Annotated in this window: 22 protein-coding genes and 1 pseudogene; 20 read left to right on the forward strand and 3 right to left on the reverse strand. The window is 58.9% G+C overall.

What is annotated here, in order from left to right:
- Positions 1-72: 72 nt before the first annotated feature.
- The 17 genes and pseudogenes from purU to ACZ5A6_RS14680 all read left to right on the forward strand — a co-directional run.
- Complete coding sequence (gene purU / locus ACZ5A6_RS14600; RefSeq protein WP_003511505.1) at positions 73-957, forward strand: formyltetrahydrofolate deformylase; 885 nt, start codon at positions 73-75, stop codon at positions 955-957.
- Between the two features lie 144 nt (positions 958-1101).
- On the forward strand, positions 1102-1797 hold the full coding sequence (locus ACZ5A6_RS14605; protein ID WP_003511504.1) for a GntR family transcriptional regulator: 696 nt from the start codon (positions 1102-1104) through the stop codon (positions 1795-1797).
- Between the two features lie 183 nt (positions 1798-1980).
- Entirely contained in the window at positions 1981-2841 is an 861-nt protein-coding gene (locus tag ACZ5A6_RS14610) for a transporter substrate-binding domain-containing protein (protein ID WP_112291807.1), read from the forward strand.
- Between the two features lie 76 nt (positions 2842-2917).
- Positions 2918-3607: an amino acid ABC transporter permease gene (locus ACZ5A6_RS14615; protein ID WP_003511502.1), complete on the forward strand. Its 690-nt coding sequence runs from the start codon at positions 2918-2920 to the stop codon at positions 3605-3607.
- Between the two features lie 29 nt (positions 3608-3636).
- Positions 3637-4368 (forward strand): amino acid ABC transporter ATP-binding protein, encoded by a 732-nt coding sequence (locus tag ACZ5A6_RS14620; RefSeq protein WP_025595347.1) that lies wholly within the window; start codon positions 3637-3639, stop codon positions 4366-4368.
- A 97-nt stretch (positions 4369-4465) separates the two neighbouring features.
- Entirely contained in the window at positions 4466-5644 is a 1179-nt protein-coding gene (locus ACZ5A6_RS14625; protein ID WP_111801859.1) for an iron-containing alcohol dehydrogenase, read from the forward strand.
- A 118-nt stretch (positions 5645-5762) separates the two neighbouring features.
- Complete coding sequence (locus ACZ5A6_RS14630) at positions 5763-6365, forward strand: amino acid synthesis family protein (RefSeq protein WP_003511499.1); 603 nt, start codon at positions 5763-5765, stop codon at positions 6363-6365.
- An 11-nt stretch (positions 6366-6376) separates the two neighbouring features.
- Positions 6377-7222, forward strand: coding sequence for an alpha/beta fold hydrolase (locus ACZ5A6_RS14635; RefSeq protein WP_013761895.1), 846 nt, complete (start codon positions 6377-6379; stop codon positions 7220-7222).
- Entirely contained in the window at positions 7219-8157 is a 939-nt protein-coding gene (locus tag ACZ5A6_RS14640) for a flavin reductase family protein (protein ID WP_013761894.1), read from the forward strand. The genes ACZ5A6_RS14635 and ACZ5A6_RS14640 overlap by 4 nt, the downstream gene beginning before the upstream one ends.
- Complete coding sequence (locus ACZ5A6_RS14645) at positions 8154-9194, forward strand: LLM class flavin-dependent oxidoreductase (protein ID WP_013761893.1); 1041 nt, start codon at positions 8154-8156, stop codon at positions 9192-9194. Before ACZ5A6_RS14640 ends, ACZ5A6_RS14645 begins: the two co-directional genes overlap by 4 nt.
- 4 nt (positions 9195-9198) lie before the next feature.
- Positions 9199-10665: an aldehyde dehydrogenase gene (locus ACZ5A6_RS14650; protein ID WP_111842217.1), complete on the forward strand. Its 1467-nt coding sequence runs from the start codon at positions 9199-9201 to the stop codon at positions 10663-10665.
- A 4-nt stretch (positions 10666-10669) separates the two neighbouring features.
- Entirely contained in the window at positions 10670-10984 is a 315-nt protein-coding gene (locus ACZ5A6_RS14655; protein WP_019564951.1) for an NIPSNAP family protein, read from the forward strand.
- Positions 10985-11040: 56 nt separating this feature from the next.
- Positions 11041-12051, forward strand: coding sequence for an ABC transporter substrate-binding protein (locus ACZ5A6_RS14660; RefSeq protein WP_026330721.1), 1011 nt, complete (start codon positions 11041-11043; stop codon positions 12049-12051).
- A gap of 109 nt (positions 12052-12160) precedes the next feature.
- Complete coding sequence (locus ACZ5A6_RS14665; RefSeq protein WP_370647636.1) at positions 12161-12988, forward strand: ABC transporter permease; 828 nt, start codon at positions 12161-12163, stop codon at positions 12986-12988.
- 1 nt (position 12989) lies between these two features.
- A complete protein-coding gene (locus tag ACZ5A6_RS14670) occupies positions 12990-13790 on the forward strand; it encodes an ABC transporter permease (protein WP_013761889.1) in 801 nt (266 codons plus the stop codon).
- Positions 13787-14869 carry an ABC transporter ATP-binding protein gene (locus ACZ5A6_RS14675; protein ID WP_112291809.1) on the forward strand — a complete coding sequence of 361 codons (1083 nt, stop codon included), beginning with the start codon at positions 13787-13789 and terminating at the stop codon, positions 14867-14869. Before ACZ5A6_RS14670 ends, ACZ5A6_RS14675 begins: the two co-directional genes overlap by 4 nt.
- A gap of 36 nt (positions 14870-14905) precedes the next feature.
- Positions 14906-15040 (forward strand): annotated as a pseudogene (locus ACZ5A6_RS14680) (aldehyde dehydrogenase family protein); the annotation flags it as partial.
- A 38-nt stretch (positions 15041-15078) separates the two neighbouring features.
- Here the strand turns inward: ACZ5A6_RS14680 and ACZ5A6_RS14685 are convergent.
- The 3 genes from ACZ5A6_RS14685 to ACZ5A6_RS14695 all read right to left on the reverse strand — a co-directional run bounded on the left by ACZ5A6_RS14685 (position 15079) and on the right by ACZ5A6_RS14695 (position 17213).
- Positions 15079-15708 carry a LysE family translocator gene (locus ACZ5A6_RS14685; protein WP_112291811.1) on the reverse strand — a complete coding sequence of 210 codons (630 nt, stop codon included), beginning with the start codon at positions 15706-15708 and terminating at the stop codon, positions 15079-15081.
- Positions 15708-16163: an Lrp/AsnC family transcriptional regulator gene (locus ACZ5A6_RS14690; protein ID WP_112291814.1), complete on the reverse strand. Its 456-nt coding sequence runs from the start codon at positions 16161-16163 to the stop codon at positions 15708-15710. The genes ACZ5A6_RS14685 and ACZ5A6_RS14690 overlap by 1 nt, the downstream gene beginning before the upstream one ends.
- A 147-nt stretch (positions 16164-16310) precedes the next feature.
- Entirely contained in the window at positions 16311-17213 is a 903-nt protein-coding gene (locus ACZ5A6_RS14695) for a LysR substrate-binding domain-containing protein (protein ID WP_112291816.1), read from the reverse strand.
- A gap of 107 nt (positions 17214-17320) precedes the next feature.
- Here ACZ5A6_RS14695 and ACZ5A6_RS14700 point away from each other — a divergent pair, with 107 nt between their 5' ends.
- Genes ACZ5A6_RS14700 through ACZ5A6_RS14710 form a run of 3 tightly spaced genes read left to right on the forward strand, consistent with a single transcriptional unit; the run spans position 17321 to position 18725 of the window.
- Positions 17321-17722 (forward strand): tautomerase family protein, encoded by a 402-nt coding sequence (locus ACZ5A6_RS14700; RefSeq protein ID WP_019564945.1) that lies wholly within the window; start codon positions 17321-17323, stop codon positions 17720-17722.
- A complete protein-coding gene (locus ACZ5A6_RS14705; RefSeq protein ID WP_112178511.1) occupies positions 17719-18153 on the forward strand; it encodes a cupin domain-containing protein in 435 nt (144 codons plus the stop codon). The genes ACZ5A6_RS14700 and ACZ5A6_RS14705 overlap by 4 nt, the downstream gene beginning before the upstream one ends.
- Positions 18150-18725 carry a DUF4865 family protein gene (locus ACZ5A6_RS14710; protein WP_035199704.1) on the forward strand — a complete coding sequence of 192 codons (576 nt, stop codon included), beginning with the start codon at positions 18150-18152 and terminating at the stop codon, positions 18723-18725. Before ACZ5A6_RS14705 ends, ACZ5A6_RS14710 begins: the two co-directional genes overlap by 4 nt.
- The last annotated feature ends 23 nt before the right edge of the window (positions 18726-18748 follow it).

Here is an 18748-nt window from a genome sequence, read left to right on the forward strand (position 1 = left end):
CCTCGCGGCTTTTCCCCGCGCTCATCAGACAGCGCGGGGTTTTTCCAATATCGATGACAGAGAGAGTGCCGGATGACGAACTTCGTCCTGACCGTAACCTGCAAGTCCACCCGAGGCATCGTCGCTGCCCTTTCAGGCTTTCTCGCTGAAAAAGGCTGCAACATCGTCGATAGTTCGCAGTTTGATGATCTCGGCACTGGCCGTTTCTTCATGCGCGTGGGCTTCATTTCCGAAGAGGGAGCAAAGCGTGACGACTTGATGGCTGGACTGATGCCGATCTCGCAGAAATTCGGCATGGAAGTGGCGCTTCATGACCAGTCCGAGCGGATGAAGGTCCTGCTGATGGTCTCGCGCTTCGGCCATTGTCTGAACGATCTGCTTTACCGTTGGCGCATCGGCGCCTTGCCGATCGATATTGTCGGCGTCGTCTCCAACCATTTCGATTACCAGAAAGTGGTGGTCAATCATGATATTCCCTTCCACCACATTCCGGTGACGAAGGAAAACAAGCCACAGGCTGAAGCCCGGATCATGGATATTGCCGAAAGCACCGGAACCGAACTGATCGTGCTTGCGCGTTATATGCAGGTGCTTTCCGACCGGATGTGCGAGACGATGTCGGGGAAGATCATCAACATCCACCATTCTTTCCTGCCGTCCTTCAAGGGCGCCAACCCTTACAAGCAGGCCTATCAGCGCGGCGTGAAGCTGATCGGCGCGACGGCCCACTATGTCACCGCCGATCTCGACGAAGGTCCGATTATCGAGCAGGATATTGTGCGTATTACCCATGCCCAGAGCGCGGAGGATTATGTTTCGCTCGGCCGGGATGTCGAGGCGCAGGTTCTGGCACGCGCCATCCACGCCCATATCCACCACCGTACTTTCATCAATGGTAACCGCACCGTGGTCTTCCCGCCAAGCCCGGGCAGCTATGCATCGGAACGGATGGGGTGACGCGGCATTACGACAAGCTGGTCGCGCGCTGTTGCCATAAACATGGTGCGCGGCTAAATAAGTTGGTACGCCATAATATAAAGAGCCAGAACCTGTTTTCACGCCCGGCGGGCGGAAGCGGGATGTGCCAAACGAGGTGATACCATGACCGGTGCTTTGCAGGGAACTGCCATTCGCGTTGAGCGTCCGACCAAGACGCTGAGGGAGCTTGCGCTTGACAAGGTGCGCGACGCCATCGTGAACGGTTACTTCCGTCCGGGAGACCGCCTTGTGGAGCGCGATCTCTGCGCCCAGCTGGGCGTTTCCCGCACCATCGTGCGCGAAGTCCTGCGGCATCTGGAGTCCGAGGGGCTGGTGGCGAATTTGCCGAACAAGGGGCCGATGGTTGCGCTGCTCGATCTCGCCGAGGCCAAGCAGATTTACGAAATCCGCGGTGCGCTGGAGGGAATGGCGGCTCGCCTTTGTGCGGAGCGTCGCGATCCCGCCATTGTCGAGGCGCTTGAGGCTTCACTCGAGCATATTCGCGAAAGTTACGTTGCCAAGGATATGCCCGGTGTTCTCGCGCATACCTCGTCTTTTTATCATACGCTGTTCAGCAAGATCGACCGGCATGTCGCCTGGGGCGTCGTCAATTTGCTGACGGTGCGAATCAACCATCTTCGCTCCATGACGATCAAGACGAAAAGCCGCGATACCGAAGGTCCGGCCCAGATGAAAAAGATCGTCGATGCGATCCGGAAAGGTGACGGGGACGCCGCTTACAAAGCCGCTCTCGATCATGTCACCAGCGCATGCGCTATCGCCGAAGCCGTTCTCACCGCGCAAAAAACGGCTGACTGACGGTTTTTGGCGCTCCGTTCTGCTTGTCTTGCGGTTGCCCAGTTGGCGGCCGCAAGCTCTTGGTTTTTTGATTTTATGGTTGTTTTACAATAATTTAGAAAAACAAATGACCGCTTATTGACAGGGCAATCCGTTTGGTGTGATGGTATGCCATAATAAATAATATAAAGAGCGGAGCTTAATATGAACTGGAATCCGATTTCCCGGAAATGCATAGCCGTGCGCGCCAAAACCTCTCTGGCGGGCTTTGTCATCAGTCTTCTTGCCGGTGCGGCCGTTGCACAGGACTGCACGCCGAAAATATCCAACGATCACCTCATCAAGCCCGGCCATCTCGTGATGGCGACCAGCCCGACATTGCCGCCCATGGCCTATGCCGACCAACAGGGCGTGCTCAAAGGCCTTCGTATCGAGTTGGGTTATGAAATCGCCAAGCGCCTCTGCTTGAAGCCCGAATATATCAGCACGGAATATGCCACCATGGTGCCGGGCCTGCAGGGCGGCCGCTGGGACATGATCAATGCTGGCCTGTTCGTGACGGCGGAGCGGCGCAAGATCCTGTTCATGATCCCCTATGAGAGTCTCGCCATCAGCATTTCAACGGCCGTCGGTGCATCCGAGCCCATCACCAAGGTGGACGATCTGGCCGGCAAGGCTGTCAGCACCGATATCGGTGGCTATGCCGAGCGCAAGATCAAGGAATTGAACGAGGACTTCAAGAAACGCGGTCTTGCGCCGATGACCATAAACCTGTTCGACAATTACGCGACCGTCTATCAGGCGCTGCGGGCAGGTCAGGTTCAGGCCGCGGTCTCCATCGATCCTGTCGCCAAGCAATACCAGGATCGCGGCGAGTTCACGCATGCACTTTCCGGCATGTACCCTACGCCCGGTTCGCTTTCCTTTGGAAGCAAGGACGTCGCCAGTGCCGTCTCTGCTGCTCTCAAGGAAATGAGGACCGATGGTTCGCTTGAAAAGCTGATGGGTGGTTATGGCGTGAGCATCGCGCCCGGCGATCTCGCCGTTCTTGGTCCAGAAGGCTGAAATCTCCTCCATCTGAACTGTCAGCGCGGCGGGAGAGTTCTCGCCGCGACCATTCCCGCATGAATTGGAGAAAGACGTGAAGGGTTGGAACTGGGAAGGTTTCTTCGAATATCTGACGAATTATTATCTTTTCGAGGGGGCGATGGTGACGCTCGGCCTCACGGTTTTTGCCATGACGGCGGGTCTTGCGCTGGGCTTCGTCATTGCGGTGATGCGCATGTCGAAATACCGGTTCCTCTCCGGACCGGCCTATTTCTACACCTGGATATTTCGTGGCACGCCGCTGCTGGTGCAGCTCATCATCATCTATACCGGCCTGCCGCAGCTCGGCATCAAGCTGACGGTTCTGCAGTCCACCCTGATCGGCCTATCGCTCTGCGAGGCCGCTTATCTGTCGGAAATCGTCCGGGCAGGTATTGCCGCGGTTCCCAAAGGCCAGATCAATGCGGCGCGCGCCATCGGCATGACCGAGGCGCAGGTGATGCGCTACATAGTTGCGCCGCAGGCCTTCCGCATCATCATTCCGCCGCTTGGCAATTCCGTCAATGGCGTGCTGAAGACAACGTCGATCGCCTCCATCATTTCCATGGAGGAGCTGCTGCGCCGCACGCAGGTTCTTATCCAGGAAAAGTTCCTCGTTCTGGAGCTCTTCATGGTCGCGGCCCTTTATTACCTCGCCATGACGACCGCCTGGGAACTCATCCAGCGCCGTATCGAGAAACGATTCGGCAAGGCCTACGGCCCAATGTCGGCTGACGTACACTAGGGAGAAGTCCGATGTCTCAAGCAACCAGCATGATCGAACTTCAATCCGTCAACAAATGGTACGGTCCGACCTTTCAGGTTCTGACCAATTGCAGCCTGAATGTAGCCAAGGGCGAAGTCGTCGTGATCTGCGGTCCGTCCGGTTCGGGCAAGTCGACGCTGATCAAATGCGTCAATGCGCTGGAGACGATCGGCAACGGCATCATCACCGTCAACGGGGTTGAGGTGACCAACCCCAAGACCGATATGCCGAAGCTGCGCTCCAAAGTGGGCATGGTGTTCCAGCATTTCGAACTTTTCCCGCATATGACGATCCTCGAAAATCTGTGCATCGGGCAGGAGAAGGTTCTCGGCCGCTCCCCTGCGGAGGCGCTGGTCAAAGCCAACGCCCTTCTGGAGCGTGTGGGGCTTACCGCGCATGCGAAGAAATATCCCGGTCAGCTTTCCGGCGGTCAGCAGCAGCGCGTCGCAATCGCCCGCGCGCTGGCGATGGATCCGGTCGCCATGCTTTTTGACGAGCCTACATCGGCGCTTGATCCGGAAATGATCAACGAGGTGCTCGACGTCATGGTCTCGCTTGCGCAGGAAGGCATGACGATGATGGTGGTGACGCATGAAATGGGGTTTGCCCGCAAGGTGGCTGACCGCATCGTCTTCATGGATGGCGGCGAGATCGTCGAGATCGGCGAGGGGGACAGCTTCTTCACCAATCCGAAAACGGATCGCGCACGCTCGTTCCTGTCGAAAATCCTGGCGCATTGAGGCCACGGTGACCGGAGCGGGATGACGAAGTCCCGCTTCAGATCGCGTGCCTTAGGCCGTTCCGAACAACGCAGAATGATAGTGGCGGAGAACCGCAATGATAAACCGTGTCCTGATGCCTCGCGAAATGCTCATCGGCGGTGGCAGCCGTTTCCGATTGCCGTCACTGCTGAAATCTCTGGGGGTGAAGCGCCCTCTGCTCGTCTGCGATCCAGTCATGCAGAAACTCGGCCATGCGGATGCGCTTTTGCAGGCGCTTGGCGGCGAGGGTATCGATGCCGCCATTTTTGCGGATGTCGTGGAAGATCCAACGGATATATCCATCGCCACACTGGTGAAACGCGTTTCCGGGGGCGGTCATGATGGTCTCGTCGCACTCGGCGGCGGTAGCGCCATGGATACGGCGAAAGCAGGTGCCATCGTTGCAACTAGTGGCGAAGAGCTGCGGGCGCTGAAAGTTCCAAGGATCGTGGATTTTGCCGTCATGCCGGTAATTACCATACCCACAACCGCAGGAACCGGATCGGAAGTAACACGCGCCGCCGTCGTGACGGATACGGCTGCCAGCGAAAAAATGCTCATCCTCGGCACTGCCGCTTTGCCCGTTGCGGCCATCATCGATTACGAGCTGACGCTGACCTGCCCTTACCGCGTCACGGTAGATACCGGCATAGATGCGCTGACCCATGCGCTGGAAGCGCTGGTTAACCGCAACGGTAATGCCCATTCCGAGGCGTTGGCGCTGTCCGCGCTGAAACTGATCGGGGCAAATCTCGAAAAAGTCGCGAACGACCCGCAAAACCGGGAAGCACGCGAAGCGATGATGCTCGGGGCGACGCATGCGGGTCTTGCCGTTTCCAACACATCCACAGCGTTGATCCACGGCCTCAGCCGGCCGGTCGGTGCCTTTTTCCATGTTCCGCACGGCATGTCGAATGCGATGGTACTGCCGTTGGTCACACAATTTTCGTTGAATTCCGCTCTACCGCAATATGCCGCCGCCGCCCGCGCACTTGGTTGCGCGAGTTCGACGGACAGTGACCAGATAGCAGGCGCAAAGATGGTGGAGGCTTTCATCGGCCTGAACAGGCGGTTGAAGGTGCCGACCCCGCAGGAATTCGGTATCGACAAAACCCGCTATCTCGATCTTTTGCCGGAAATGGTGCGGCAAGGCCTCGCCTCCGGCACACCGGCAAATAACCCACGGGTTCCGACGGCAGCGGAAATGACGCGCCTTTACGAACTGGCCTTTGACGGTCGCATGGAAGGCCCTTGAGCCATAACATCCTGTAAGAATTGTCATTTTTCGCAACTTCAAGCCACAGATTTCCGCCACTTGACACTTACATATTATGGCATACCATAAGACATCATATTTATCGGAGAGAACGCCAATGCCCATCCAGATCCGTAAGACCCTGTTGCAGGTCGAAACAACGTTGATTGAAGGAGGCAAGGCCGCAGCGACACCTTTGAAGCTGTTCACCGCCATCGCGGTCGTGAAAAATCCCTGGGCTGGAAAAGGCTTCGTGGATGACCTCAAACCGGAAATCCACGCCGGGGCGCCGGTGCTGGGCGAACTGCTGACGAAGATGATCCTCGATGCCGTGGGTTCCGGCGAAGCGGTGGAGGCCTATGGCAAGGCGGCCGTCGTCGGGCTGGATGGTGAGATCGAACATGCCTCCGCGCTCATTCACACGCTGCGTTTCGGCAATCACTATCGTCAGGCTGTGGGTGCCAAGTCCTATCTGGCCTTCTGCAATACGCGTGGTCCCGGCAATGCGCCGATCATGATCCCGTTAATGGACAAGAACGATGAAGGCCGCCGTTCGCACTACCTGACTATCCAGACCTCCGTTCCCGATGCTCCGGCTGCCGACGAGATCGTCGTGGCGCTCGGTGCTTCAGTCGGCGGCAGGCCTCATCACCGCATCGGCGACCGCTATCAGGATCTGAAGGATCTCGGTCAGGATGTCGCCAACCCGGCGGGCGTTTGAGGGTGATGCAAATGCAGGAGGCCGCCACCACGTCACGGGTCAATGCTGCAAAGGCAGGTGCTGCTGTGCTCCCTCGCAAGGTGACCGAGGGCGGGGCGGCCTATTTCGAGGCAGGCGCCGGTGAAGACCTGATCCTCATCCACGGCGTGGGAATGCGGCTGGAAGCCTGGAAGCCGCAGATCGAAATCTTTTCAAAGACGCACCGTGTCATCGCGGTAGATATGCCGGGGCATGGCGGCAGTGAACGCCTGCCAGCGGGCAGCTCGCTCAAGGATTTTGTCGGCTGGTTCGGCCGGTTTCTTGACGATATGCGGATCGCGCGTGCCAATGTGGCCGGGCACTCCATGGGTGCGCTGATTTCCGGCGGTGCCGCTGCAACCTTTGGAGATCGAATTGCGCGCGTTGGTTATCTGAACGGCGTCTACCGCCGTGATCCGGCCGCGAAGGCTGCGGTTCTTGCACGCGCGGCTGCCATCCGGACCACTGGCGTGGACAAGGAAGGCCCTTTGTTACGCTGGTTCGGCGACGATCCAAAGAGCCAGCAGGCGCGGGAGTTGACGCGGGGCTGGCTGGAAATGGTCGATCCCGAAGGTTACGCGGTTGCCTATACCGCATTTGCGGACGGCGACGAGACCTATGCGGATCGGTGGCCCTCGGTCATCTGCCCGGCTCTTTTCCTGACGGGTTCGGACGATCCCAATTCGACGCCTTTGATGGCCGAGCAGATGGCGGCGATCACACCGCGCGGTTACGCCCGCGTCGTTGAGGCGCACCGGCATATGGTCAACCTGACCGCACCTGAAACTGTCAATGCAATGATGGCCGAATGGCTGGCTTTAGAGGAGGAGCCGCAATGACTGTTGCAACCCTTGATCCGCGCGCTTTGCGCGATGCATTCGGCGCTTTCGTTACGGGAGTAACGATCGTGACCACCCGGGACGATGCAGGAAAGCCCATCGGTTTTACCGCCAACTCCTTCACCTCGGTTTCGCTCGATCCGCCGTTGCTGCTGATCTGCCTTGCCCGCAGCTCGCGCAATTTCATGACGATGACCGGCACCAAAAACTTCGCGGTCAATATTCTGTCGGAAAGCCAGAAGGACCTCTCCAACACCTTCGCCCGGCCGGTCGAAGACCGTTTCGCCACCGCCAGCTGGTTGGATGCGCCGAAGGGCTCCCCGGTCTTTGCAGACGTCGCGGCCTGGTTCGAATGTTCGATGCAGGAGGTTATCGAGGCCGGCGATCATGTCATTCTGCTCGGCCGTATCGAGGCTTTCGACAATAGCGGCCTGAACGGCCTCGGTTATGCGCGCGGCGGCTATTTCACGCCGATGCTGGCTGCAAAGGCGGTATCGGCAGCGGCAGAGGGCGATATCGTCGTGGGCGCCGTTCTGGAACGGCGCGGCGAGATTTACCTCGTTGGCGACGACGTGCTGTCGCTTCCCGGCTGTGTCGTGGCAAGTGGCGATCCGGTCGCGGCGCTGACATCACGTCTCGAAGACCTGACGGGTCTCTCCGTCAAAACGGGATTTCTCTACTCGGTTTATGAGAACAAGACGGATGGGCGCCAACACGTCGTCTATCACGCGCTTGCCGATGGCGATCAAGCGCCGCGCGAGGGCCGATTTCTGTTGCCCGGCGCGCTGGCTTCGGCAAAATTCGACTCCGGCGCTACGGCGGATATCGTCAATCGTTTCGTGCTGGAAAGCTCGATCGGCAACTTCGGCGTCTATGTCGGTAACGAGACTGCCGGCAAGGTTCATCCCATCTCCATGAAGGGGCCAAAACCATGAAATTCTCCCTCTTCGTTCACATGGAGCGGCTGGACGCCTCCCAGGACCACAAGACACTCTACGAGGAGTTCGTGACACTATGCGAGATCGCCGATCGTGGTGGCATGCATGCCATCTGGACCGGCGAACATCACGGCATGGATTTCACCATAGCGCCCAACCCCTTTGTAACGATCGCCGATCTGGCGCGGCGTACGAAGACGGCACGCCTGGGTACGGGAACGGTGATCGCGCCTTTCTGGCACCCGATCAAGCTTGCCGGAGAAGCGGCGATGGCGGATCTGATCTGTGACGGCCGTCTTGATATCGGCATCGCGCGTGGCGCCTATTCGTTCGAATATGAGCGGCTGCTTCCAGGCCTCGATGCCTGGGGCGCCGGCCAGCGGATGCGCGAGCTTATTCCGGCTGTCAAAGGGGTTTGGGCGGGTGACTACACCCACGACGGCGAATTCTTCAAGTTCCCGGCCACCACATCGGCTCCCAAACCGCTGCAGCAGCCTTTTCCGCCCATCTGGGTGGCGGCGCGTGATCCGAATTCGCATGAATTCGCTGTCGCCAATGATTGCAATGTTCAGGTGACGCCGCTCTGGCAAGGCGATGACGAGGTGGAAACCCTGATGGGCCGCTTCAACGATGCCTGTGCGAAAAATCCGGATAAACAGCGGCCGAAAATCATGCTGCTGCGCCACACCTATGTCGGTTCCGGTGAAGCCGATATTGCCCAGGCGGCCCATGAGATGAGCGTCTATTACAACTACTTCTTTGCATGGTTCAAAAACGAAAAGCCCGTTCATCAGGGGCTGATCGAGCGTATTGCGCCGGAGGAGATTGCCGCAAACGCCATGCTTTCCGGTGATGTCATGCGCAAGAACAACGTTGTCGGCGATGCCGATGAAGTCATTACCCGGCTTAAGGCCTACGAGGCCATGGGCTACGACGAATATTCCTTCTGGATCGATACCGGCATGAGCTTCGAGCGCAAGAAGGCCTCGCTGGAACGCTTCCTTTCCGATGTCATGCCGGCTTTCAAGGAGTAAGATGATGCGCCGTTTCCAGTGTTACATCGACGGGCGCTTCGAGGATGGTGAGGCGAGCTTTTCGAGCCTCGACCCGGCAACCGGTGAACCTTGGGCAGAAATGCCGGAAAGCCGCGAAGCGGATATTAGCCGCGCCGTCGAGGCCGCGCATCGGGCGCTTTATGACGATGCCGCCTGGTCGAAACTGACGGCGACGCAACGCGGCAAGCTGCTCTATCGGCTTGCCGATCTGGTTGCCGAAAATGCAAAGACGCTTGCCGAGCTCGAAACCCGTGACACCGGCAAGATTATCCGCGAGACCTCGGCGCAGATTGCCTATGTCGCGGACTATTATCGCTATTATGCGGGCTTGGCTGACAAGATCGAGGGCGCTTACCTGCCGATCGACAAGCCGGACATGGATGTCTGGCTGCGGCGCGAGCCCGTGGGTGTGGTGGCCGCGATCGTCCCGTGGAACAGCCAGCTTTTTCTGGCAGCCGTTAAAATCGGCCCGGCGCTCGCTGCCGGCTGCACAATCGTCATCAAGGCCTCGGAAGATGGACCGGCGCCGCTTCTGGAGTTCGCCCGGCTGGTGCAGGAGGCTGGTTTTCCTGCCGGCGTCGTCAATATAGTCACTGGTTTCGGTGCGTCCTGCGGCACGGCACTCACCACGCACCCGAAGGTGGCCCATATCGCCTTTACCGGCGGGCCGGAAACGGCGCGTCACATCGTTCGCAACTCGGCCGAAAATCTTGCCTCCACGTCGCTCGAACTCGGCGGCAAATCGCCAATCCTCGTCTTTGCTGACGCCGATCTCGAAAGCGCCGCCAATGCGCAGGTCGCGGGAATTTTCGCGGCGACCGGTCAGAGCTGTGTTGCCGGATCACGGCTGATTGTCGAGAGAAGCGTGAAGGATCGCTTCCTCGGGATTTTGAAGGCGAAGGCTGAGGCGATCCGCGTCGGCTCGCCGCTGGACATGGCAACGGAAGTGGGGCCGCTCGCGACCGAGCGGCAGCGCAAGCATATTGTCTCTCTGGTCTCTGCTTCCGAAAAAGCCGGTGCGAAGGTGGTGACGGGCGGTCTGGCGGTGGATGGCGCTGGTTATTTCTACCCTCCGACCATTCTCGATTGTGACGGCATTCGTTCGCCGTCCATGGAAAGGGAGTTCTTCGGCCCGGTTCTTTCGGTTGTTTCCTTCGAAACCGAGGCGGAAGCGATCGCTTTGGCCAATGACACGGTCTATGGCCTCGCCTCGGGCGTCTTCACGCAGAACCTGACGCGCGCCCATCGACTGATGAAGGCGATCCGCGCCGGTGTGGTTTGGGTGAACACCTATCGCGCCGTCTCACCGATTGCGCCTTTCGGGGGGTTCGGTCTTTCCGGTGATGGTCGCGAAGGCGGGCTTGCGGCAGCGCTCGATTACACGCGCACGAAGACCATATGGCTTAGAACCTCCGATGACCCGATCCCCGATCCATTCGTGATGCGGTGACGCGATGTTTTACGAAATCCGCACCTACCGGCTGAAGAACGGCGCCATTCCGGCCTACCTTAGGGTTGTCGAGGAGGAAGGCATCGAAATCCAGAAAAGCCATCTGGGCGAGCTGGTGGGTTACTTCTTTTCCGAGATCGGGCCGATCAATGAAATTGTCCACATCTGGGCCTTTTCCAGCCTGGATGACCGCGAAGAACGGCGCGCGCGGCTCCTGGCCGATCCACGCTGGTTGTCTTTCCTGCCTAAGATCCGCGACCTCATTGAAGTCGCCGAAAACAAGATCATGAAGCCGGCGCCTTTTTCACCGCTGAAGTGAATCTGCCGGCCGCGAAGTGCATGCCAACAACAAGCTCTAAAACGGAGTAAGGGAACATGAGATCGAAACTGGTATTGATGACATGCGCAGCAATTTTCGCCCTGGGCGCATCCGCACAGGCGAATGATCTGGTTTTTTCCAGCTGGGGAGGAACCACGCAGGACGCGCAGAAGGCGGCCTGGGCCGAAAAATTCATGGTGGCGACCGGCATCAACGTGCTTCAGGATGGCCCGACGGACTATGGCAAGCTTAAAGCCATGGTCGAGGCGAACGGCGTGACATGGGATGTGGTCGACGTGGAAGGTGACTACGCCGCGCAGGCCGGGCCGAAGGGCCTGCTGGAGAAGCTTGATTTCGCCGTCATCGACAAAACGAAGCTCGACCCTCGTTTCGTCACTGATTACTCCGTCGGAAGCTTCTATTATTCCTTCGTCATCGGCTGCAATGTCGATGCTGTGGCCGCCTGCCCCAAGAGCTGGGCCGACCTTTTCGATACGGCAAAGTTTCCCGGCAAGCGCACCTTTTACAAATGGTCCGCACCCGGTGTGATCGAAGCAGCCCTGCTGGCCGATGGTGTTGCCGCCGACAAGCTGTACCCGCTTGATCTCGATCGCGCCTTCAAAAAGCTGGACACGATCAAATCCGATATCATCTGGTGGTCTGGCGGCGCGCAATCGCAGCAGTTGATCGCTTCTGCGGAGGCGCCCTTCGGCAGTGTCTGGAACGGCCGCATGACAGCGCTTGAGAAAAGCGGTGTGAAGGTGGAGACCTCCTGGGAGCAGAACATCACGGCAGCGGATTCTCTCGTCGTTCCCAAGGGAACGAAGAACAAGGACGCGGCGATGAAGTTCATCGCTCTTGCGACCTCCGCGCAGGCGCAGGCGGATATGGCGTCTGCCACGGGTTATGCCCCGGTCAATGTCGAATCCGCAAAGCTGATGGATCCGGAAACGGCAAAGACCCTGCCTGACCAGCAGACAGCGAGCCAGGTCAATGCCGACATGAACTACTGGGCGCAACATCGCGACGAGATCGGTGAGCGCTGGTACGCCTGGCAGGCCAAGTAAGGCAACGGCGCGGGCAGCCAAAAGCGCCCGCGCAAATTTTCACCTCCGGGGAGGTTTGGGCATGGTCTCGCTTACCGATGAAACAGAAAGCCCGAAGACGAAGGTGCGGATGCCCTTCCGGCCCGGCAATTTTGCCGCCACCCTGCCGGCATTCGTTCTGCTTGCCCTGTTCTTCGTCGTGCCGGTTATCATCCTGCTGTCGCGCAGCGTTACCGAGCCTGTTCTGGGCTTTGGCAATTACGCCGCATTGCTGGGCAGCTCCACCTACCTGAAGATTTTCTTCAATACATTCGCGGTCTCGGCGCTGGTCACGCTCGTAACGCTGGTCATCGGTTTTCCTGTCGCGTGGGCGCTTGCCATCATGCCGTCGCGGCTTGCCTCCGTCGTTTTCGCAATTTTGCTTCTGTCCATGTGGACCAATCTTCTGGCACGCACCTATGCCTGGATGGTGCTGTTGCAGCGGACGGGTGTCGTCAACAAGACGCTGATGGGCCTTGGCATCATCGACAAGCCGCTTGCACTGGTCAACAACCTGACCGGCGTCACGATCGGCATGACCTATATCATGCTGCCATTCATCATCATTCCGCTCTATGGCGTCATCCGCAAGATCGATCCGGCCATTCTCCAGGCGGCGGCGCTGTGCGGGGCAACCCGCTTTCAGGCGCTGACCCGCGTTCTCATTCCACTTGCCGCTCCGGGTATGATCTCCGGCGCGCTGATGGTGTTCGTCATGTCGCTTGGCTATTTCGTCACCCCGGCGCTGCTGGGCGGCACGGCGAACATGATGCTGGCCGAGCTTATCGCGCAATTCGTGCAGTCTCTCGTCAACTGGGGCATGGGCGGGGCAGCGGCGCTGGTGCTTCTGGTGGTGACGCTGACACTTTACGCAATCCAGCTGAAATTCTTCGGCGCGGCCGGGGCAGGGGGGCGCTGACATGCTTTTGAACTACAACAGCCTTGGCGCATGGAAGTGGCTGCTCCTTTTCATCACGGTGCTGACAGCGGCATTCCTTATCCTGCCGATTGTCTTCATCGCCGCTTTGTCCTTCGGCTCGTCGCAATGGCTGATCTTTCCGCCGCCCGGCTGGACGCTGAAATGGTATGCGGATTTCTTTGCCGATCCGAGGTGGCTGGATGCTGCCTGGACAAGCCTGCGTATCGCCGTGATGGTCACAGTCCTGTCGGTGTTGATCGGCCTCGTGGCCTCCTTCGGCCTGGTGCGGGGGCGTTTCATCGGGCGCGAGGGTCTGCGGGCTTTGTTCATGACGCCGATGATCCTGCCTGTCGTGGTGCTGGCGGTGGCGCTTTATGCTTTTTTCCTGAAGCTCGGCCTTGCGGGCACCACCACGGGCTTTGTCATTGCCCATCTTGTCGTGGCGCTGCCTTTCTCCATTCTGGCGTTGACCAGCGCGCTCGAGGGTTTCGATAAATCGATCGAAGACGCTGCAGTGCTATGCGGCGCGAGCCCGCTGCAGGCCAAAATCCGCATCACCTTGCCGGCCATCAGCCATGGCCTGTTCTCAGCCGCGATCTTTTCTTTCCTCACTTCCTGGGATGAGGTGGTGCTGGCGATCTTCATGGCAAGTCCAACGTTGCAGACGCTGCCGGTGAAAATCTGGGCGACGCTGCGGCAGGATCTGACGCCGGTGATCGCCGCTGCATCGACGCTTCTCATCGCGGTGACCATCATTCTCATGCTGCTTGTCGCGGCTGTGCGAAAAGGATTGAAAACATGACCAAACCGCTCCTGCAAATTCGCGGCATCGCCAAGCAATACGGACCGGTCGTCGCCGTTCAGGACGTCAATCTCGAGGTGCAGCCGGGCGAGTTCATGACGTTTCTCGGACCATCCGGTTCGGGCAAGAGCACGACGCTCTACATTCTGGCCGGTTTCGAACAGCCGACGGCGGGCGACATCCTGCTGAACGGCGAAAGCCTGCTCTCCACGCCGTCGCACAAGCGCAATATCGGCATGGTCTTCCAGCGTTACACGCTGTTTCCGCATCTGTCTGTTGGCGAGAATATCGCCTTTCCGCTGAAAGTGCGCCGAAAGAGCAAGGCGGAAATCGATGCGAAGGTGAAGGATATGCTCAGGCTCGTTCGTCTCGAAGGTTTCGAGGACAGAAAGCCTGCGCAGATGTCGGGCGGCCAGCAGCAGCGCGTGGCCTTGGCAAGGGCGCTCGCTTATGATCCGCCGGTTCTTCTGATGGACGAGCCGCTCTCGGCGCTCGACAAGAAGCTCAGGGAAGAGATCCAGTTCGAAATCCGTCGCATCCACCAGCAGACGGAAGTAACGATCCTTTACGTCACCCACGATCAGGAGGAGGCCTTGCGTCTCTCCGACCGGATCGCGGTGTTTTCAAAAGGCGTGATTGACCAGATCGGTACGGGGCCGGAGCTTTACGCTCACCCCACCACCCGCTTCGTGGCCGAATTCATCGGTGACAGCGACTTCATCGCCTGCGATCTCCTCGCCGCCTCGGGCGGCAAGGCGACGGTTTCGCTCGGGCAGAATATCGTCTTTGACCAAATTCCGGTTCATGGCGAAGCTGCGCCGGGAAAAAAGGCGGCGCTGATGCTGCGTCCGGAGCGTTTACAGCTCAGCCGCAACAGGCCGGGCTCTTACGCCGGTTTTCAGGCCACCGTCAGCGATATCACCTTCCTTGGCAACAACGTCCATGTCGTCGCCCATACAGGTTCGGGAGAGCCCTTTGCCGTGCGCCTGCCATTTGGCCATGAGGCGATTTCGGGCCTCAACCGTGGTGATCTCGTGCATCTGACCTTCGATCCCGCGTCGGCGCAGGTTTTTTGTTGAGGGTCGGAAATATGCATCTTAATGATCCCATGCTCGTCGGCGAGCACGGGAGAACATCTCTACCGGCAATGCGCGCCGACCATCAAGAAACTGGGACTGGAACTTGGCGGCAATGCGCCCTTCATCGTCGACGACGCCGATCTCGATGCGGTCGTGGAGGGAGCGCCGATTTTCCCAGAAGTTGGAGCCGCGGACAAAACCGTTGCATTTCAATGAGCCATCATGCCCCAGGCAAGTGAACCTAGGGCAAAAAGCCCGAATAAGACAAGGATCACTCCGGACAGGCGGGAAACCCAGCGGGCAAAGGTGGTGGGAAGGCGCTGCCGGGCAAATGCAACGCCGCCGCTCAACATGAACCACCACAATAAAGACCCTAGAAAAACGCCCGCGACCACAAAAAACGCGCTCGTCGCTCCCGATGTGTCAGCAAGGCCGAGACCCGCGAAAATTGCTGCAAAGGACAGTATCGTCATGGGGTTGGTGATCGTCAGGAAAAAGGTCGCGGTGATGGTGCCGAGCAGATCGCGCGCTCCAACCTTGGCCGCTTCTGCCAGAGGTTTGGGCCTCAGGCTTTTCCAGCCGAGCCACAGCATGAAAAGGCCGCCAACGATTTTGAGCGGCGTATCGATTGTCGCGAGGGTCGCCGCGAAAGCGGAAAAGCCGAGCGCTGCGAGGCTGGCATACACGGCATCTGCCAGAGCAGTCCCAAGGCCACCTGCCACTCCCGCCCAGAACCCGCGCTCAAGGGTCCGGTTGATGCAGAGGGCGCCGATGGGGCCGAGCGGGGCTGCGACCGCAAGGCCCAGCACAATGCTTTTCAAAACGAGCATCAGTTCCATCAGTCCACGCTTTCCTTCGGCATAAATGGTCCCGGCACGACAGAAGACAGGGCGATGATCGTTTCGGTACGGGCAAGGAACCCGTTCTGTTTCATTGTCGCCAGAAAGGTTTCGATCTCCGCCAGCGACCCGACGTGAACTTTGACGAGGTAGGACCACTGCCCGGTCACATGGTGACATTCCGCAATAGCGGACTGCGACGCCGCATAGACACGAAACGCGGCCTCGTCCGCATCCGGCGCCAACGCGATCCACACGAAGGCGATCACGGTCAAATCGAATGCGGATGGATCGGCATCAACGGTGATGCGACGGATCGCCCCGCTGGCCGTCAGGCGTCGGATGCGCTCGTTCACGGCCGAAGCGGAAAGCTCCACGACATTTCCGATATCGGCCAGAGAGCGGCGGGCGTCTTCTGCAAGAAGACTGATGATTTTGCGGTCTGTTGAATCCATTTCCGCAGATAATCATTTTTATTATGATAATGAAAGATATTATGCGGAATTTTAGTGAATCGAGCGCAAGCCTTGAGCCGAGGCAAAGATTCCCCCGCAGCTTCGCCGTGCCTGTAATCTTGGCGGAAGCTTATGCTGTTTCAGCGATTACGGTCGCACTATCCATGCTTCCGGCAGCGTTTCCTGCAAGGCTTGGCGGATGATCGTGGCGAGATGGGCGCTGATTGGATTTTCGTCTTTTCCGGAGCGAAGAAGGCTGAGCCCCAGCGACGGGAGTTGCGGCAAACCGTTGGTGAGTGGATCGAGAACCCGTACGGAAGGCGGCCGGCCGAACGGTGTGCGAAGTGCGATGCCAAGGCCTGCGGCTGTCGCAGCCCACAACCCGCCGAGGCTCGGGCTGACGAATGCAATGCGCCAGGCGATACGCTGTTGATCAAGGTGGTTGCAGGCAATGCTACGTAAAAGGCACGGCGCTTCCAAGACTGCAAGTGGAAGCGGCTCTTTCCCGCCGGTCTGCCAGACAGTTTCTGTTTCCTCCGCGCCCAGCCAGCACAGTGGCATGGATGCAACCGTTTCAGCTGGCGAAGCCGTGTCGTCGTTCCAGGCCAAGGCGAGGTCAAGATGGCCGGACTCGACCTTCTCCCGCAATTCGCTATTGCGAGCGATGCGCCCTTCGATCCGAACCCGCGGATGGGCGCGTGCGAAACGGCCCAGCACCTGCGGCAACACGGTTTCTCCGAAATCCTCCTGAATCCCGAGGCGGATCCAGCCTGCGAGTTCCGGCCCGCGAACGGCGCTGATCGCCTCGTCATTCAGGCTCAATAAGCGGCGGGCATAGGACAGCAGCACTTCGCCGCTCTCGGTCAGCGCCAGCCCCCGGCCGGATTTGCGCACCAGAGCGGTTTCGGCCTGGTCCTCCAGCTTCTTGAGTTGTGCGCTGACCGCAGAGGTCGAACGCCCCAGTCTGTCTGCGGCCTGCGCGAACGACCCGGTCTCGATGCCAATCACGAAACTGCGGAGCGCGTCCAGATCCAGATGGGTAAGGCGCAAATTAAATGTCCCTAAAATCAGGACGTAATGTCCTGAATAATTTGATTTTCAGGATGATGATGTCGTTTCATAGTATGGCTGTCAATCCTCTTGAACGGAGCGCATTCATGCCTTTCACCCGAATATCTCTGCTTGCGGGCAAATCCACCGACTATCTCAAGGCGGTTTCCGACAGTCTCGACCGCGCGCTTGTCGACTGCTTTGACGTTCCGGAAAACGACCGCTTCGCTGCAATCCACCAGCACCAACCGGGCGAACTGATCTTCGACCGAACATATCGCGGCGGCCCTCGGTCGGATGATTTCATTTTCTTTCATATCACCACGGGTAAGACGCGATCGCCGGAAACCAAGGCGCGCTTCTATGCGAGGCTCGTCGAAAATCTGGCGGTGTCGCCCGGTGTGAGGCCGGAGGATGTGATGGTCGCCATCGTCAACTCGACGTTTGATGACTGGTCCTTTGCATCAGGCGTTTCAGCAGGCACACCAGCGGATGGGAGTGGCCGATGACCGATTTTTTCGAGATGCAACCGGCCTGTCCATCCACCATGAGCGTGCGTCGAGCCGGTGACGGAATAGTTGCGGCACCTGAGGGTATCTCCAGCGGGGTCTTCCTCGTCCAGATGCTGTTATCGAGCCGGATCGATGGCGAGATGACGGCAATGCGCGCTTTTGTGCCGCCGGGGGTCGTGACCCATTGGCACAGTCATCCGCGCGGCCAGCTTCTCTTCGTGCTGGATGGCATCGGTCTCGTCCAACGCAAGGGTGACGATCCGCGTGAAGTCCGTGCCGGAGATGCGGTGTGGTTTGCGCCCGGCGAAGCCCATTGGCATGGCGCCGCGCCGTCCTGTCCCTTCAGCTATCTCAGCGTCCAGCCGGTCAGGAGTGGAACTGCCGTCCACTGGATGGAACCTGTCAAAAAAGAGGAGAGCACGTCATGATCGCCATGCAATACAGCTTCACGCTGCCTGCCGGCTACGACATGGCGATCATAGACCGGCGCATAAGGGAGAAGGGGCCGCTGCTCGATGGCTTTCCACGCCTGCGTTTCAAGGCCTATCTTTCGGCCAGAAAGCAGGATGCCGGCTTCACCAGTGCTGAAAACCTCTACGCGCCGTTCTATCTCTGGGACGAGCCAGAAGGGATAGACAGCTTCCTGTCCGGTCCAGGTTTTGCGGTTCTGACACGGGACTTCGGCTGGCCATCGGTGCAGACATGGCTGGTCTGGCACGCCGACCACGTACCTGATCTTACAGCTTCGCGATATGCCACACGGGAGGCTCGGTCCATAGCGCCCCATTCTGATCTGGCCAAGCTGCGCGATACTGCGACCGCGGACGCGCGTTCAGCAATCAGGGCCGGCGCGCTCGCGGCCATAGCCGCATTCGATCCAACAAAATGGCTGCTGCTACAATTCAACCTCTGGCCGACAGTGCCGGCCGTTACTGAAACAATGCAAACCTACACTGTTGGCCACGTCTCATTGGGGTCGGTTCTGCATTTAGCGGAATGATACCTCACACACCGGCTCCAGGG

Source organism: Agrobacterium sp. 6Ca8 (assembly GCF_055382765.1).